Below are 16,676 nucleotides of genomic sequence, written 5' to 3' on the forward strand. Positions count from 1 at the left end.
TTAGGGGGACATTATGTACATTACAACCGGTGACAAGGAGATTGCCTCTCAGGTGGAGCGTGCACGCAAGCTCGCCGAAACGACAGGAGGTATCTACGTACCGCGCAATAGAACGTCTTTACCCAAATTGATTGAACATTATGGTATCAATGAAATAATAGTGGTACTCAATGGCAGAGCCCGCTTGTTTCGCAAAGATGGGACGGAGCTTGAGTTTCACCCCAGTATGGGATTTGTTCGCGCTAAACGTGTTTTAAGAGGGGAAGCCGATCCCATGCTGGAAGCTGGTTCGGTACTTGAAGGGGACACCATTGTTGATTGTACGGCTGGACTCGGTTCTGATGCGCTGGTGTTTTCGGTTGCGGCAGGTAAGCGTGGACGGGTCATCGCCTGCGAAAGTTCTCAACCACTCTATACCCTGCTTCTGGAGGGCATGTCCCATTATAAGAGCAATCAACCCTTGGTGGATGAGGCTTTTCGGCGCATAGATCTGCGGCATGTGGATCATCTTGAGTTGCTGCGTTCCATGCCGGATCGGAGCTGTGATACTGTATATTTTGACCCCATGTTCCGTGAGCCGATGATGGATTCGAGTGCTATACAGCCCTTGCGAGATTATGCGAACGCTCATGCGTTGCACGAACAGAGCATTATGGAAGCGAGACGGGTTGCCCGTAAACGTGTCGTTATGAAAGAAAAGCGCGGCAGCGCGGAGTTTGACAGGCTCGGATTCGAAATACTTGATCGAGCGAATGCAAAAACCCTGTACGGAGTGATTAATGTTGAACGTGGAAGCTAAACGAAAACCCAAACTGCTTGTGCTGGTTGGACCAACAGCAGTAGGCAAAACAAGAATGAGCATCGAGCTTGCCCAAGCTTTCAATTGTGAGATTATCTCGGGGGATTCGATGCAGGTATATCGTGAAATGGATATCGGAACAGCCAAGATTACCTCTGAAGAAATGAAGGGAGTACCTCATCATCTCATTGATATTCATGAACCGGAGTACCCGTATTCTGTGGCCGAGTTTCAGGAAAGCTGTACCCGATTGATTAGTGAAATTCATGAACGTGGTAAAATGCCTTTTATTGTAGGTGGCACCGGTCTGTATGTGGAATCCGTATGTTACGGCTTCCAATTTTCCGATAGTGGTTCAGATGAAGCGTTCAGAGAGGAACAATTCAGCTATGCGGAAGAACACGGAGCACAGGCCCTTCATGATCGATTGAGGGAAGTGGATCCGGTTAGTGCGGATCGTCTGCATCCGAATGACCTAAGGCGAATTGTGCGTGCGCTTGAGATCCATCACCTCACAGGCGAGAAGTGGTCTGATCAGTTGGCAGTACAGAAGAAAGAGTCGCCTTATGACCTTCTTATTGTTGGTTTGACCATGGATCGGCAGAAGTTATATACCCGGGTAGAAGAGCGGATTGATCTCATGATCGAACAAGGTCTGGTAGATGAAGTGAAGTCCCTGTTGGAACGCGGAGTGGCTAGAGGTCATATTTCCATGCAAGGTCTTGGATATAAGGAAATTGCAGCATTCTTGCAAGGGGAAGTGAGTTGGGAAGCTGCGGTTGAGTGGCTGAAGAGGGATACGCGCCGGTTTGCCAAAAGACAGCTGTCCTGGTTCCGCCATATGAAGGATATTGAATGGGTGGACATGACAGATACCGAGGATTTTGAAGGGAAATACAAGCAGATAAGTGAATTGATTACACGGAAATTTGATTGAATTAAGCGATGACTAGTATTCATCTGAGTGATACGGTTTAGATCAAGATATGTAAACCTCTACCTTTTAGTTATTAAAAGGCTAGAGGTTTTTACTTATCACATCAACAGATGAAAGAGATAAATTATTCTCCAAACAACGAATAAAAGTGATTAAAAATGAAGATTTTGTCCCTCTTTTGCAAAACTGACAAGCGGTGTATAATGGATAAGTCTACTATTTATTCATCTCGCAAAGATTGGGTATAAAATAGCAGACAAGGGGTTTTTGTGGATTATATGAAACTGTTCATGATATAATAGCACGAAAGCTACTCAGCGATATTGAATATTACTTGAACACGAATTCAAATGAACCAATGGGGGTACGGCTAATGAACAAGTCCATCAACATCCAAGATACGTTCTTGAACCAACTGCGGAAAGAAAATATTCCTGCTACGGTCTATCTGACCAACGGCTTCCAAATCCGCGGGACGATCAAGGCATTTGACAATTTTACGATCGTCATTGACAGCGACGGACGCCAGCAAATGGTCTACAAGCATGCCATCTCCACGTTCACGCCGCAACGCAGCGTATCGCTGATGCAGCAAGATAACAGCGGCGAAGCTTAAAAAATTACGAAACCTTTTCACCAACCATTTCGTCTACAAGTATAGGTATTGAAACAGAGCAACCTGAATAAAGGGTTGTTCTTTTCATTCCGGGCAAAATATGTTTAATATATGCTTGAGCCAACAGACGAATAGAATTTATGCAACTGAAAGGGAGTCAGGAGGTAACATGCCAAACGATCCGTTGTCGAGGTCTAACAATCGCAACAACAATAACAAGTCATCCAAAAAAGCGAAACCAAAGACCTCTAAAAAGAAAAAAATTACGGGTAAACGCGTTGGATGGACACTGTTTTTCACAATGGCGATCGCCATATTCTGTGCACTAGGCGGATACTTATTTATTATGGTGAGCGGTGAAAATCTGCTCAAAGCCAACAAGGACAAAACCACAATTAATGAAACTTCAAAAGTATATGATCGCAATGGTCAATTAATGGGGGAGCTGTCCATTCAGAAGCTGGAACCCGTCAAAGAAGACGATATTCCTGAACTGGTGAAGCAAGCCTTTGTTGCGACCGAGGATAAACGTTTCTACGATCACCAAGGTGTGGATATCTGGTCCATTGGGCGTGCGGCAGTTAAGGACGTCATGGCTCGTTCCATGGTGGAAGGTGGTAGTACACTTACCCAGCAGCTTGCCAAGAACATGTTCTTGTCCCGTGACAAGACGTTCTTCCGTAAAGCAACGGAAGTATCGATTGCTATGGCATTAGAACGCAAGTACACAAAAGACGAGATTCTGACGATGTATCTGAACCGGATTTTCTTCGGTCATCAGCGTTACGGGATTAAAGCGGCATCTGAATTTTATTTTGGAGTTACCGATCTCAAAAGGTTGAAGTTATGGCAAATTGCTACATTGGCAGCTATGCCGAAAGGGCCTTCTGCCTATAACCCGGTAAGCAATCCAAACGACTCCAAAGCACGCCGTGGTGTGGTATTGCAGCTGATGTACGAACAAGGCTACATTACCAAGGCGGAGATGGATGAAGCAAAAGAGGTTAACTATAACTACAAGCGACCAGAGAAAGACATGAAATATCAAGCCTTTATTGATTATGTGCTCCGTGAAGCTGAACGCGTAACAGGTAAAACGGAAGATGATCTGAATATCGGCGGATACAAAATCTATACAACCATGGATGCTCAGGCTCAAACAGCCATGGAAACTGCTTTTACAGATGATAGTCTGTTCGAGGCAAGTAAAGATGATCAACAGGTTCAAGGCTCCATGGTGATCATGAACCATGAGAATGGCAGTCTCGTTGCCCTTCTGGGTGGACGGGATTATCAGACCAAGGGTTATAGCCGTGTAACGCAGAGTCGAAGACAACCGGGTTCAGCTTTTAAACCGATTGTGTCCTATGCACCGGCTCTTGAATCAGGAAATTACAGTGCCAACTCCTCGCTAAGCAATGCGAAGCAATGTTTTGGTAACTACTGTCCGGGTAACTTGCATGGATATTCTTCGACGATCAGTATGACAGATGCCATTACAAAATCGGAAAATATTCCTGCGGTTTGGTTGCTTGATAAAATAGGCGTTAACACAGGTATTAATTTTGCCAAGAGTGTAGGTATACAGTTGACAGATGAAGACAAAAACTTGGCGATTGCCCTCGGTGGTCTGAGTAAAGGTACAAATACACTGGAGATGGCGCAAGCCTATAGTGCATTTGCCAACCTCGGAGAGTACCGACAAGCCTATTCAATTAAGGAAATAAAGGATAGCGCAGGCAAAACCACGTATAAACACGATAACTCGGACACAACGCGTGTCATGAGCGAGCAAAATGCGTATCAGCTTACACAGATGCTGCAGAATGTTGTTAATGACGGTACAGGACGTTCAGCGCGTCTGGATCGTCCCGTAGCGGGTAAAACAGGGACGGTTCAAAGTGGTATCTCTGGCAACAGTGCCAACCGTGATGTATGGTTCGTTGGATACACACCGGAATGGACTGCCGCTGTCTGGATGGGCTATGACAATCCGGATGCCAATCATATGCTTAAGAACAGCAGTAAGCTGTCCGCAGCTTTCTTTGCCAAAGTCATGGGAGATGCTTTGAAAGGCGTTCCCGTGAAGCAATTCAAAGCACCGGCTGGAGGGCAGGCACCTCCGCCAGTAGAAGAACCAGAACAGCCAGCTCTGTCCGTTAGTGGTTTGAGTGGATCATACGATCCAAATGCTCAAACCGTCTCACTGAGTTGGACTGGAACGGGTGACGCGAGCACGCAATATCGGGTGTATCGTAAAGAAACCTCCGAAGGCCAGTTTACGCATCTCATTGATTCTGTTGGATCGACCAGTGCACAAGATTTAAGTGCATTGCCTGGCCTTACCTATGAGTACTATGTAACAGCCTACGACTTGGCATCAGGACAGGAGACGGATCCTTCGAACACCATCTCCCTGATGATTGAAGCGCAGGAAATGCCGCCGGAGGAACCTGATCCTGGTATAGACCCTGGAACAGAGATAGATCCTGAGCAGCCGGGTACGGAGAATCCGGACAATGGTTCACCGGATAATGGCAACTCGAACGGTAATAATGGTAACGGGAATGAAAATGGCAACAACGGAAATGGCAACAATGGTAATAACGGTAATAACGGTGGAGCCGGCCAAGGAAACGGTCAACCTGGGGGAGGAAACACGACCCCACCTGGTCAGGGGACTACAGATCCAGGCGGTACAGGTGAAGGCTCCGATGATGGGGCTGTAACAACACCGGGCGAGGTTGTGACTCCGGACAATGGAACGAGTGGGGATACTGGAGGAACAGACACACCTGCAGATTCTCAAGCCGGAACCGGCGGATAGCCGATGAATGACTAAATAGCTACATCATAGCCAAATTGAAAAAACTGCTTCCCGGGAAACCGGTGAAGCAGTTTTTTCTGTTATACGGATCTTCTTTAATTGAAGATCATTAAAAGAAAAAGTGGGACAAAGCTTGATTTTGAGTGTATACCTTAAATATGGTAAGCTGTAACTATTCGTAATACGTTGTGCAAGGACGGGTCCAGAGCGCTGGAATCCATCATGCGGACGTTATTACATTGTTCACCAATAACATCAGAGCAGGTCACGGACCTGTAGTCGGCAAAGAGGGGTTCGTATGAAACGGAAATTCGGGGACCGCGCGAACTGGCGCCGGATTACGAACCGACAATTCACATGCCGGTTCGTTCAATCCAAAATTTTCACAGGTTATATTACGTTGTACACCATACAGGATTTGAAAGAACCTTTGTGGAAAACCTATGGAGGCAGTACCTTCTGTATCGCAGATAAAGGCTATTCCTGGCTGCAATATTACCCGAAGGGAGAGCACTTTGTAGTTACAGCGATGTTTGATGATCAGGAACGGATTGTGGAATGGTATATTGATACATGCCGTAGTCAGGGGATAACGGATCAGGGTGTTCCTTGGTTTGATGACCTGTATCTGGATGTCGTTGTGCTGAAAGATGGGGAAGTATTTTTGCTAGATGAAGATGAGCTTGAAGATGCCTTGTCACGGAAGCATATTACGACAGGTGATTATGACTTGGCGAACAAGACGGCAAAGGAACTGCTGCATGCCATTGATGCACATGTATTCCCATACTTTCAGTTATCGCTGAAGCACAGGCAAAGTTTGTTTGAGAATGGAGAGTTTCGAAAAAACATTCAGATCTAAGACATGTACCTAACCGTAGAATTCTTCATGATCCTTCTAATATTGGAGCACCTGATAGAATACATTAATAATCAGGAGAGTACAGCCCGATAAAATAGAGGTGATGGCGAATGAACGGACGGGTCATGGCTGCAGGAGAGCAACCAGGAGGCAGACCATCCAGACAAATTAATATTGTATTGCGTAACCAGGAACCTCAGATGTTGGTCAAAGATGAAGCGGCAGCAGTACAGGCAGCCAAGAGTTTAACCAAACATGCGCACTTCCAGGAGATACAGGGTGAATTGGAGCAACTGGTTGGACTTGAAAATATCAAAGACTTGGTATTTGAGATCTATGCATTTCTACAGATTGCTCAGATGCGTACTGAAGCAGGTTTACTTAGTGGTGCGCACGTGTATCATATGATCTTCAAAGGTAATCCGGGGACCGGTAAGACAACCGTGGCAAGAATCGTCGCCAAGCTCTTTCAGAAGATGGGTGTGTTGAGTAAAGGTCATCTTATTGAAGTAGAGCGTGCGGATCTGGTTGGAGAATATATCGGTCACACGGCGCAGAAAACAAGAGATTTGGTCAAGAAGGCACTCGGTGGGATATTGTTCATTGATGAAGCTTACAGTCTGGCCCGCGGGGGAGAGAAAGATTTTGGCAAGGAAGCGATTGATACGCTTGTTAAGTCTATGGAAGATAACAAAAATCAGTTTATCCTGATTCTTGCCGGGTACTCGGAAGAAATTGATTTTTTCCTCCAGACGAATCCCGGATTGCCTTCTCGTTTTCCCATTCAAGTGGAGTTTCCAGACTATAGCATTGATCAATTGATTCAAATCTCTGAGATTATGGCCAAAGAGCGTGATTATATTCTAATGCCTCAGACCATACTCAAGCTAAAACAGCATTTGCTTCAGGAAAAAAATGATTCGCTGCATGCCTTCAGTAATGCCAGATATGTTCGTAATGCCATTGAGCGTTCGATCAGGCATCAGGCGGTTCGTTTATTGGAACAATATTCAGAGGGCAGTCCAGGGAAACTGGAGCTGATGACAATCCGTACAGAGGATTTGAACTTTGAGCGAAAGTAAGCGATAATATAGTTTTTACACCAGCCGGCCGGGCCAACCGGTTCGGCTTAAGGCATGCCATGGCATATTCGTGACAATGTTTATCAACGGATTAGTAATTAGAGGGAGTGAATATATACATGACAAATGGCACGCATGATACAGATATGGTCAAAAAAGATCGCGCCGTCTTGGTGAGTCTTGTTACGGATGATGTAAAACGTACAGGTATCAATCCTGAGTACTCTTTAGAGGAGCTGGTAAAACTTGCGGAGACAGCTGGAGTAGAAGTACTAAGTGTGCTTTCTCAGAACAGGGAAAAACGGGATACCAAATGGTTCATTGGTAAAGGTAAGGTGGAAGAGCTTCGTGCAATTGCTGAGGAACTCGAAGCAACTACAGCTATTTTTGATCAGGAATTGTCAGGCGCACAGGTTCGGAATCTGGAAGAAACCCTCGATCTCAAAATTATTGACCGCACCCAATTGATTTTGGACATCTTTGCACAACGTGCCAACACTAGAGAAGGTATTATTCAAGTGGAACTGGCTCAACATAGTTACTTGCTGCCACGTTTGTCGGGTCATGGCAAGAACCTGTCCAGACTCGGTGGCGGAATCGGAACAAGAGGTCCAGGTGAAAGCAAGCTGGAGACAGACCGTCGTCACATCCGTGGTCGCATCGATGATCTGAAACGTCATCTGGAAGAATTGACTCGTCATCGCAAGTTGCATCGTGAACGCCGCAAAAAGACAGGTATTGTTCAGGTGGCCCTTGTTGGTTATACCAATGCTGGCAAATCAACCTTGCTCAAGCAGTTGACGGCTGCTGATGTGTATATTCAAGATCAGCTATTTGCTACTCTGGATCCAACATCACGCACGATGGAACTTCCAAGTGGTAAAGAAATCGTACTTACCGACACCGTTGGATTTATCCAAAATCTCCCGCATGATCTGATTGCAGCATTCCGTGCAACACTGGAAGAAGTGAATGAAGCAGATCTCATCCTGCATGTTGTGGATGCCTCATCAGCTATGCGTGAAGATCAGATGAGAACGGTTAACACGATTTTGCAAGAACTCGGTTCAGGGGACAAGCCGCAGTTAGTCCTGTATAACAAAAAAGATGCGTGCACACCAGAGCAACTTGAGATGCTTCCATTGGATAAGGATCACATCAAAGTAAGCGCATTAGACCCTGAGGATTTGCTTAAAATCCGTGAATTGATTCAGACGGAACTGACAGGTGACACGAAACGATTCCGTATTCCGGCAGAACGGGGTGACCTTACGTCGGTACTCTACAAAATTGGTGATGTAGTGGATACCAGCTTTGAGGAAAATGATGTCATTTATGAAGTTGAATTGCAAAAAGGTGAATATGAGAAATTTGGTTATATGCTTGAAGATTTCATAGAATTGTAATATTCATGACATATTGATGTGATAAGTTGACACGATAATAGATATTCAACGTCAGATTCGTGCTATGAAGGGGAATGAAGTAAGATGGTAAGTTTTGATTCAGAAATATCTGAACTTCAACGTCAAGTGGAGCGTCAGATTGAAGGACAACTTCGACAGATAGATCGGATTACAGATCACAATCAATGGAAGGTGATTAATGCTTTCCAACAGCGAAAAGTAAGTGATTTTCACTTTGCAGGTTCAACAGGTTATGCGTATAACGATCGTGGGCGTGAAGTGCTCGATGAAGTATATGCTGATGTATTCGGTGCCGAAGCTGCATTAGTACGTCCTCATTTTGCTTCAGGTACACATACGATTAGCACAGCTCTCTTTGGCGTGTTGCGCCCAGGTGACGAATTATTGTACATCACGGGTAAGCCTTATGATACATTGCATAAAGTTATTGGCAAACCCGGTGATGGCACAGGTTCGCTACGTGATTTTGGCATAGGCTACCGTGAGACGGCCTTAACTGCTGAAGGTGGAGTGGACTGGGTAGCGGTTGAGAATAACATTACACCGGCAACAAAAGTCATTGGAATTCAACGTTCACGTGGTTATGACTGGCGCTCATCCTTCTGCATTGCTGAGATTGCTGAGATGGTTACGCGTGTTAAAGCGCTGAAAGAAGACGTCATCGTATTTGTAGATAATTGTTACGGTGAATTCACGGAGGAACGTGAACCGACAGAAGTCGGAGTTGATCTGATGGCCGGATCCCTGATCAAGAATCCTGGTGGAGGTATTGCGGAAACCGGTGGATACATATGTGGAAAGGAACAGTACGTACAGCTGGCAGCTTATCGTCTGACCGCTCCGGGAATTGGGGGAGAGGTTGGAGCAATGCTCGGAACAACACGCGGCATCTACCAAGGACTTTACATGGCACCGACAATTGTAGGACAAGCTATAAAAGGGAGTACATTTGCTGCTGCGATGTTTGCAGAATTCGGATTTGTAACCAAACCTGCTTGGAATGAAGCACGTACTGATCTGATCCAGGCTGTTCAGTTCAGCTCGGCTGAGCATTTGATTGCCTTTGTGCAAGGAATTCAGCGCGCAGCAGCCGTGGATAGTCATGTGGTTCCTGAACCGTGGGATATGCCTGGTTACGAGCACCCTGTCATTATGGCGGCAGGTACGTTCATCCAGGGCGGAAGTCTTGAATTATCAGCAGATGCGCCTATTCGGGAGCCGTATATTGGGTATATGCAAGGCGGATTAACGTACTCTCATGTCAAATATGGCGTTTTAATGGCGTTACAGACGATGAAAGATCGTAAATTATTGTGAGTTTATCTAACACGTCATTGACACTTACTAATAACTAAATGTACAATAGGGAGAAGAATAGATGACTGGAAGGTTGATAAACATGGGTGATGAAATTCGCAGAAATATGGCCTTATTCCCAATTGGTATTGTAATGAAACTTACGGATCTATCCGCACGTCAGATTCGTTATTATGAGCAGCACAGCTTGATCGTTCCTGCGAGAACGTCAGGTAATCAACGGTTATTCTCTTTTAATGACGTAGAGAGATTGCTAGAGATCAAGGCTTTGATTGAAAAAGGAGTTAACATCGCGGGCATCAAACAAGTGATGAATCCTGTTTCGAAAGAATCCGAGGAAGCTACAGTTATCACGCCAGATACAGAAGTTAAACGCAGAGAGCTGTCCGATACGCAGTTGCATCGCTTGCTGAAGCAACAGCTTGTATCAGGTAAGAGACCTGGACAAGTATCTCTCATTCAGGGAGAGCTTTCCCGATTCTTTAACAAAAAGTAAATTCGCATAACTTGGCGATTGAGGGGAAATCATGCACTTGTGGTGTAAGAATCCTTGACCCGTGGAACTTTCTAATGTACAAATATAACAGGCAAGCCAAATACGCAGATAAGAAAGGGAGAGGTTATAGTGAGCTATACAAAAGAAGACATTCTCCGCATCTCGAAAGAAGAAAACGTACGATTCATTCGATTGCAATTTACTGATTTGCTTGGAGCTATCAAAAACGTTGAGATTCCTGTGAGCCAGTTGACTAAGGCTCTGGATAACAAAATGATGTTCGATGGATCTTCCATTGAAGGTTATGTACGTATTGAAGAGTCCGACATGTACCTCTATCCAGATCTAGATTCTTGGCTTATTTTCCCATGGGTGGCAGAGAACCGTGTTGCACGCCTGATCTGTGACGTATATCTTCCGGATGGTAATCCGTTCCCAGGAGATCCACGTGGCATATTGAAACGAAACCTGAAGGAAGCCCAAGATATGGGATTCACTTCCTTCAACGTCGGTCCTGAACCCGAGTTCTTCTTGTTCAAAACAGACGAAAAAGGAAACCCGACTACCGAACTGAATGACCAAGGTGGTTATTTCGACCTTGCGCCTACGGATCTTGGTGAAAACTGTCGTCGTGACATCGTTATCACTCTTGAAGAAATGGGCTTTGAGATCGAAGCTTCCCACCATGAGGTAGCTCCAGGTCAGCATGAGATCGACTTCAAATATGCTGATGCTCTGAAAGCAGCTGACCAGATCCAAACGTTCAAACTCGTTGTTAAAACGATTGCACGTCAGCATGGTTTACATGCTACATTCATGCCGAAACCGCTGTTTGGTATGAACGGATCCGGTATGCACTGTAACCAATCCTTGTTCAAAGGCAATGAGAACGCATTCGTTGACGAGTCGGACGAGTTAGGTCTGAGCAAAACTGCACGTCACTTCATGGCTGGAACTCTGAAGCACGCACGTGCGTTTGCTGCAATCACTAACCCAACTGTAAACTCATACAAACGTCTTGTACCAGGTTATGAAGCGCCTTGCTACGTAGCATGGTCTGCTAGTAACCGTAGCCCAATGATCCGTATTCCAGCTTCCCGTGGTCTGAGCACACGCGTTGAAGTTCGTAACCCGGATCCGGCTGCTAACCCTTACTTGGCTTTGGCTGTTTTGTTGAAAGCAGGTCTGGACGGAATCAAACGTGAGCTTTCCTTACCAGCTCCGATTGACCGTAACATCTACATCATGTCAGAAGAAGAGCGTGTGGAAGAAGGCATTCCAAGCTTGCCAGCTGACCTGAAAGAAGCATTGAATGAATTGATCCGCAGCGAAGTCATTTGTGACGCTCTCGGCGACCACGCCTTGGCTCACTTCTATGAGCTGAAAGAAATTGAGTGGGATATGTACCGTACACAAGTCCACCAATGGGAACGCGATCAATATATTACTTTGTACTAATAGCTCAATCCCTTGGCGCTCTAGCGCTGAGGGGTTTTTCTTTTTGTGGGCAAGTACCTATATATTTAAAGAAAAATCAAAGTGCCCACAAAATGCCCACAAAATATTTTTTTATTCAAAAATTTCTTCAGTGAATTTTTCAAATCTATCTATATTGCTTTTCTGGATCTTGCCTGAGATGTGGGCATAACATCTGATGTGATCTGAATACTTCCTTGACCTGATTGTTCTTGAACGAATTTGTGGCTTTGTTGAAGAATATAGCTCAGTATGATTAAGATCATGGGGAAGAGATACTTTCGTAATACGCTTGAGTTTTAGGGTACAACAATAGGAGCTCAGTAGGAGCTCTTATAATTCAATCAAATAGTTTCTTTATGACACTCAACAAATCATAACCATATTCTTCAAGCATTAAGTTTGAGCTTGCTAATGCAATTAATAAGCAAATGATTCCACAGAATAAACAAATAATGATAGAATCTAAAGCACTAGAACTTCCATAGTGTTGCCCACAATAAGGACATACATAGGCATTTCTTGAAATCTCTCTCTCGCATGATTTACAACTCATTAATTTGCTAGGTGGTCTAATCTTATTTATGATGTTAATTACCATTGCATATAAAAACATAAAAGCAAAATAAAACATCATAAAAATCAATATAATAACAACCCCAGACATAAACACATCACTCAAACTGTCCATCTTCTCCCCCTAAAATATGTATGTAATTCTGTAAAATCTATTTGACTCAATTGAGTCTATCAGATAAGTGTATAACCTTCCAGATGTTTCAAAAGCGGAACTGAAAAGAGCGACACCTGTAGCATCGCTCCAGCCATTCCCAATTACTAATTTAGATGATTCTTTATCAATCCTTCGTTATTGTTCCGCACATTGCCAACTTCCTGCGGAACCTCATAAGCTCGCATCGCAGACGCTTCAAATTGCTTGAGTAACCCAAGCAATGACTGGACATCATCATTAACTCTACCAAGCCATTCCGCCTCATCCTCAGGGTGCAGAATAACCGGCATGCGGTTGTGTATGTCTTCCATGAGACTATTTGGTTCAGTAGTAATGATGGTGCATGTGCTCAGCTTGTTTCCATCCGAATCTGTCCAGGTATCGTACAGACCAGCCAATGAAAATATGCTGTCGTCCTTCATCAGAATTCGCATAGGTGTCTTGGCTGTCCCTTCTTTACGCCACTCGAAAAATCCCGAACATGGTACGATGCAGCGTTTGGATTCAACTAAACGTTTAAAGGCGGGCTTCTCTGTCAGCGTTTCGGCCCGGGCGTTGATCATCTTGTTCCCGATCTTATCATCCTTTGCCCAGGAAGGAACGAGTCCCCATCGGAGCGCACCCAATCGATTACCGTCTTTACTACCGATTATGGTTGGAATGAACTGCATGGGTGCTGCATTGTAATTAGGTTTATACTCATAGCCATCAGCTATAGAAGCGTAGTACCTGTCCATTATCGCTTCTATAGGATCAGTGATTGTGAATCTTCCGCACATACAAAGCACCTCCTGTATTGTCTTTACAATATATAAAAAAACAATAAATTGATCAAACACGGGTATATGCAGCAAATTTTTTTGTTATATTATTGTATGCCTTAGTTACAAAAACACATAATGTATCAATCGCAGATTTGGATAATCATAAACCCTATTCTTATCAATAAAAGAGGAGCTTTTTATATGTGCTAACAAAACCCTTCTATTTAAAGAATTTTATAAAATCATGCTTGTTATAGCTCAAAATCATTATCATTTATCCAATAACCTAAAAAAGCGGAATTGAAATATATATTCTTTCTACATTTCATCAACCTGTCGGAAGCAAAAGTTTTAAATTACATCCTTAGAAATTTTATTAGCCAAGTAATAGAGGCAAATTCTAAATTTCACTCATTTAAATTTCCAACCCTCGTTCAGATACATATAAAGCAATGTTTCAATTGTATGTTGAAAGTTTCATATAGAAGAGGTATACTTTAATTAAATTTTGAGCAATTTAATTTTAAATAATTAATTGGAGATGTTAATATGGATCAGGCAAAACAAATGGTGACAGAACAACGTACATTTTTTTATACAGGACAAACCAAAAATATCGAGTATCGAATTAACGCGCTTCAACAGCTTAGAAAAGGAATTGAGAAGTATCAGCAACGGATACAAGATGCACTTCGTGCTGATCTGAACAAATCCGAGGCGGAAGCTTACGGTTCCGAAATCCGCATTGTTCTGGGTGAACTGGATTTTGCATTAGAACATCTGCAGGAATGGGCTGCGCCAAAACAAGTCCCGACCAATTCGGCTATGCCAGATGGGGTGAGCACCATTTACCCTGAACCGTACGGAGTGGCTCTTATTATTGCACCTTGGAACTATCCTTTCCAACTGGCGTTTGGTCCACTGATTGGAGCAATTGCAGCCGGTAACTGTGCAGTTATCAAGCCTTCTGAATTAACACCAGCCGTATCTCGTCTGACGTATGAGCTGATTCAGGAGATCTTCCCTCATGAGTATATCGCCGTTATGGAAGGGGAAGTTGAAGCCAGCACAGCATTGTTAAAAGAGAAGTTTGATTATATTTTCTTCACAGGCAGCACAGGGGTTGGTCGCATTGTGATGAAGGCAGCTGCGGAGCACCTGACTCCTGTAACTCTTGAATTAGGTGGTAAGAGTCCTGCTATTGTTCATAGTGATGCAGATCTGAAGCTGGTAGCTCAGCGTATTGTTCGTGGTAAGTACCTGAACGCAGGGCAAACATGTGTTGCTCCGGATTACTTGCTTGTGCATGAACAAGTTCATGATGAATTGATTGATCTAATTGGCGCAGAGATCAAAGACAAATTTGGAGATGATGTGGTACAAAATTCTGATTTCCCGCATATTGTCAATGCGCGTAACTTTGATCGGTTGTCGAAATTTCTTACAGATGGCAAAACGCTGCTAGGTGGACGTTCTGTGCGTGAGCAGCTGCTGATTGAGCCGACTGTACTTGGAGATGTGAACTGGGATTCACCTGTCATGCAAGAAGAGATCTTCGGTCCGATTCTTCCCGTATTTACGTACAGTGACCTGAATCCCATGCTGGACGGGATTGTTCGCCGGCCAAAACCATTGGCCCTATATCTCTTCACACAGGATGAGCAACTGCAGGATCAGGTTCTGAATCAAGTATCCTTCGGTGGAGGATGTATTAATGACACACTTTCTCATATGACATCGCATTATCTCCCGTTTGGTGGTGTAGGAGAGAGTGGAATGGGCTCATATCACGGACAACAGAGCTTTGATGTGTTCTCACACCACAAAAGTGTTTTGAAACGCAGTGAATAATTAGCCGCAAAAAAATATAAACAAGAAAAAAGAGGTTGTCCTGTTCGTCAGGACAACCTCTTTCGTATTTCTATGTGTCTAGATTGGTTACTCATGTTAACTATTAATGAATATCACGGAAAAGGCCAATGACTTTACCCAGAATACTAACGTGTTTCAAACGTAAAGGCTCGAAGGTCGCATTCTCCGGTTGAAGGCGAATATGATCTTTCTCTTTATAGAACGTTTTCACTGTAGCTTCATCGTCTTCAGTCATTGCAACGACGATATCACCGTTATCAGCAGTTTGCTGTTGACGGACAATAACGTAATCTCCGTTAACAATTCCTGCTTCCACCATACTATCTCCGACTACCGAAAGCATAAACACTTTCTGTTCACCTACATAATGTGTAGGAAGAGGGAAGTAGTCTTCAATGTTCTCGGTTGCAGTGATTGGAACCCCGGCTGTAACCTTACCAACGACAGGAATACGTGCAACGCTGTGAGCAAATTGATGTGAATGCTCAGATTCTTCCTGGCTTAAAAGCTCAATGGCTCTTGGCTTGGTAGGGTCGCGTCGGATCAAACCTTTTTTCTCCAAACGATCCAAATGTCCATGTACTGTTGAGCTGGAAGCCAGTCCAACAGCTTCACCAATTTCCCGTACGGAAGGAGGATACCCCTTCAACCGGACTTCATTTCGTATAAATTCCAGAATTGCCTGCTGCCTGCTGGATATCTTCGACATACCGTATCAACCCCATTTTAGTAACGTTTGGGAAAATTATAACATAGAACCTCCGTTCGTACAAACATAAGTTCTAAATAAAATGGCATAAAATCAGTGTTTTTTAACTTTTAGAACAGAATCTGTCCAAAATCCAGAGCATAATACTGCAAATGAGCAAATGCTTTGCAAAAGTACTTCATAATATGTTAAAGCTTCCTTCGAAAAAAAGCGAACAATTGTTCTAAAAATATATTGAACAAAACAAGTGTTCGTGTTATATTGATTTCAACAGATAGGAACAAACGTTTGGAGGCGGGTATATAATGAGATATTCTACTTATCAAAGCATTTATGAACCGATGAATTCGGAACTGGTGAAGTCTAACATAGGGAACTACAAGAAGGTTTTAGCGCGTTTCAAGATTTCCACGTGGATGTTAAAGGTAGCCATTACTTCTTTGATTATATTTATTGGATGCAGCACTGTTTTAACTGTATTTGCTGGCAATGAGAATGATGTTCTGCCTGGAGGGAAGATCGCCGTTTCACAAGGGGAAACGTTATGGAGTATTTCTTTGGAGCATAAACCGACGAATATGGATACACGTATTTATATAGAAGCAATTAAGAAAGTGAATCAACTTCATACGACTTCCATTCAAGTGGGTCAAGTACTAGCTCTACCGCAATTTACAGAATAAAATGCACATCCATATGCTTTAGCGCGTGTCAACTTGACAAGCTACCTTTATCATGGCAAAGTTAATATGACTTTGT

15 protein-coding genes are annotated in these 16,676 nt (G+C 43.7%); 12 read left to right on the forward strand and 3 right to left on the reverse strand.

All coding sequences use genetic code 11. The features are described from left to right. Positions 1–13 precede the first annotated feature (13 nt). The 10 genes from MHH93_RS00745 (at position 14) to glnA (ending at position 11,821) form a co-directional block, all read left to right on the forward strand. Positions 14–799 (forward strand): class I SAM-dependent methyltransferase, encoded by a 786-nt coding sequence (locus MHH93_RS00745; protein ID WP_500052174.1) that lies wholly within the window; start codon positions 14–16, stop codon positions 797–799. Then, positions 780–1,736: a tRNA (adenosine(37)-N6)-dimethylallyltransferase MiaA gene (gene miaA, locus MHH93_RS00750; RefSeq protein ID WP_500052175.1), complete on the forward strand. Its 957-nt coding sequence runs from the start codon at positions 780–782 to the stop codon at positions 1,734–1,736. Before MHH93_RS00745 ends, miaA begins: the two co-directional genes overlap by 20 nt. 373 nt (positions 1,737–2,109) lie before the next feature. After that, the gene (gene hfq, locus MHH93_RS00755; RefSeq protein WP_017687918.1) at positions 2,110–2,352 is read left to right on the forward strand and encodes an RNA chaperone Hfq; all 243 of its coding nucleotides are present in this window, start codon (positions 2,110–2,112) and stop codon (positions 2,350–2,352) included. A gap of 169 nt (positions 2,353–2,521) precedes the next feature. Next, complete coding sequence (locus MHH93_RS00760) at positions 2,522–5,179, forward strand: transglycosylase domain-containing protein (RefSeq protein ID WP_500052177.1); 2,658 nt, start codon at positions 2,522–2,524, stop codon at positions 5,177–5,179. Positions 5,180–5,477: 298 nt separating this feature from the next. Next, positions 5,478–6,041, forward strand: a complete 564-nt coding sequence (locus MHH93_RS00765; RefSeq protein ID WP_062835000.1) for a ribonuclease FAU-1 family protein — start codon at positions 5,478–5,480, stop codon at positions 6,039–6,041. A 110-nt stretch (positions 6,042–6,151) separates the two neighbouring features. Continuing rightward, positions 6,152–7,123, forward strand: a complete 972-nt coding sequence (locus MHH93_RS00770; protein WP_500052179.1) for an AAA family ATPase — start codon at positions 6,152–6,154, stop codon at positions 7,121–7,123. A 119-nt stretch (positions 7,124–7,242) separates the two neighbouring features. After that, the gene (hflX, locus tag MHH93_RS00775; protein WP_500052180.1) at positions 7,243–8,529 is read left to right on the forward strand and encodes a GTPase HflX; all 1,287 of its coding nucleotides are present in this window, start codon (positions 7,243–7,245) and stop codon (positions 8,527–8,529) included. 84 nt (positions 8,530–8,613) lie between these two features. Then, entirely contained in the window at positions 8,614–9,867 is a 1,254-nt protein-coding gene (locus MHH93_RS00780) for a methionine gamma-lyase family protein (protein ID WP_500052181.1), read from the forward strand. A gap of 82 nt (positions 9,868–9,949) precedes the next feature. Beyond that, the gene (locus tag MHH93_RS00785) at positions 9,950–10,363 is read left to right on the forward strand and encodes a MerR family transcriptional regulator (protein ID WP_056689944.1); all 414 of its coding nucleotides are present in this window, start codon (positions 9,950–9,952) and stop codon (positions 10,361–10,363) included. A 129-nt stretch (positions 10,364–10,492) separates the two neighbouring features. Beyond that, the gene (glnA, locus tag MHH93_RS00790; RefSeq protein WP_500052183.1) at positions 10,493–11,821 is read left to right on the forward strand and encodes a type I glutamate--ammonia ligase; all 1,329 of its coding nucleotides are present in this window, start codon (positions 10,493–10,495) and stop codon (positions 11,819–11,821) included. Positions 11,822–12,179: 358 nt separating this feature from the next. Here the strand turns inward: glnA and MHH93_RS00795 are convergent, their stop codons facing one another. Continuing rightward, positions 12,180–12,530, reverse strand: coding sequence for a hypothetical protein (locus MHH93_RS00795; RefSeq protein WP_500052184.1), 351 nt, complete (start codon positions 12,528–12,530; stop codon positions 12,180–12,182). Positions 12,531–12,676: 146 nt separating this feature from the next. Next, on the reverse strand, positions 12,677–13,351 hold the full coding sequence (locus MHH93_RS00800; RefSeq protein ID WP_500052185.1) for an SOS response-associated peptidase: 675 nt from the start codon (positions 13,349–13,351) through the stop codon (positions 12,677–12,679). Positions 13,352–13,885: 534 nt separating this feature from the next. Between MHH93_RS00800 and MHH93_RS00805 the strand changes: the two genes are divergently transcribed. Then, positions 13,886–15,187, forward strand: a complete 1,302-nt coding sequence (locus MHH93_RS00805) for an aldehyde dehydrogenase (protein WP_500052186.1) — start codon at positions 13,886–13,888, stop codon at positions 15,185–15,187. A 103-nt stretch (positions 15,188–15,290) separates the two neighbouring features. On the opposite strand, the gene lexA is transcribed toward MHH93_RS00805, so the two are convergent. Continuing rightward, positions 15,291–15,917, reverse strand: a complete 627-nt coding sequence (lexA, locus tag MHH93_RS00810) for a transcriptional repressor LexA (RefSeq protein ID WP_017688034.1) — start codon at positions 15,915–15,917, stop codon at positions 15,291–15,293. 305 nt (positions 15,918–16,222) lie between these two features. Here lexA and MHH93_RS00815 point away from each other — a divergent pair, with 305 nt between their 5' ends. Continuing rightward, a complete protein-coding gene (locus MHH93_RS00815) occupies positions 16,223–16,600 on the forward strand; it encodes a LysM peptidoglycan-binding domain-containing protein (protein ID WP_500052188.1) in 378 nt (125 codons plus the stop codon). Positions 16,601–16,676 lie beyond the last annotated feature (76 nt).

This window comes from Priestia sp. FSL H7-0729, assembly GCF_038005685.1.
Lineage (GTDB): Bacteria > Bacillota > Bacilli > Paenibacillales > Paenibacillaceae > Paenibacillus.

Excerpts from the sequence above, each read along its gene's own strand:
- MHH93_RS00745 (WP_500052174.1), top strand. The coding sequence starts at position 14 with ATGTACATTACAACCGGTGACAAGGAGATTGCCTCTCAGGTGGAGCGT.
- miaA (WP_500052175.1), top strand. The coding sequence starts at position 780 with ATGTTGAACGTGGAAGCTAAACGAAAACCCAAACTGCTTGTGCTGGTT.
- hfq (WP_017687918.1), top strand. The coding sequence starts at position 2,110 with ATGAACAAGTCCATCAACATCCAAGATACGTTCTTGAACCAACTGCGG.
- MHH93_RS00760 (WP_500052177.1), top strand. The coding sequence starts at position 2,522 with ATGCCAAACGATCCGTTGTCGAGGTCTAACAATCGCAACAACAATAAC.
- MHH93_RS00765 (WP_062835000.1), top strand. The coding sequence starts at position 5,478 with ATGAAACGGAAATTCGGGGACCGCGCGAACTGGCGCCGGATTACGAAC.
- MHH93_RS00770 (WP_500052179.1), top strand. The coding sequence starts at position 6,152 with ATGAACGGACGGGTCATGGCTGCAGGAGAGCAACCAGGAGGCAGACCA.
- hflX (WP_500052180.1), top strand. The coding sequence starts at position 7,243 with ATGACAAATGGCACGCATGATACAGATATGGTCAAAAAAGATCGCGCC.
- MHH93_RS00780 (WP_500052181.1), top strand. The coding sequence starts at position 8,614 with ATGGTAAGTTTTGATTCAGAAATATCTGAACTTCAACGTCAAGTGGAG.
- MHH93_RS00785 (WP_056689944.1), top strand. The coding sequence starts at position 9,950 with ATGGGTGATGAAATTCGCAGAAATATGGCCTTATTCCCAATTGGTATT.
- MHH93_RS00795 (WP_500052184.1), bottom strand. The coding sequence starts at position 12,530 with ATGGACAGTTTGAGTGATGTGTTTATGTCTGGGGTTGTTATTATATTG.
- MHH93_RS00800 (WP_500052185.1), bottom strand. The coding sequence starts at position 13,351 with ATGTGCGGAAGATTCACAATCACTGATCCTATAGAAGCGATAATGGAC.
- MHH93_RS00805 (WP_500052186.1), top strand. The coding sequence starts at position 13,886 with ATGGATCAGGCAAAACAAATGGTGACAGAACAACGTACATTTTTTTAT.
- lexA (WP_017688034.1), bottom strand. The coding sequence starts at position 15,917 with ATGTCGAAGATATCCAGCAGGCAGCAGGCAATTCTGGAATTTATACGA.
- MHH93_RS00815 (WP_500052188.1), top strand. The coding sequence starts at position 16,223 with ATGAGATATTCTACTTATCAAAGCATTTATGAACCGATGAATTCGGAA.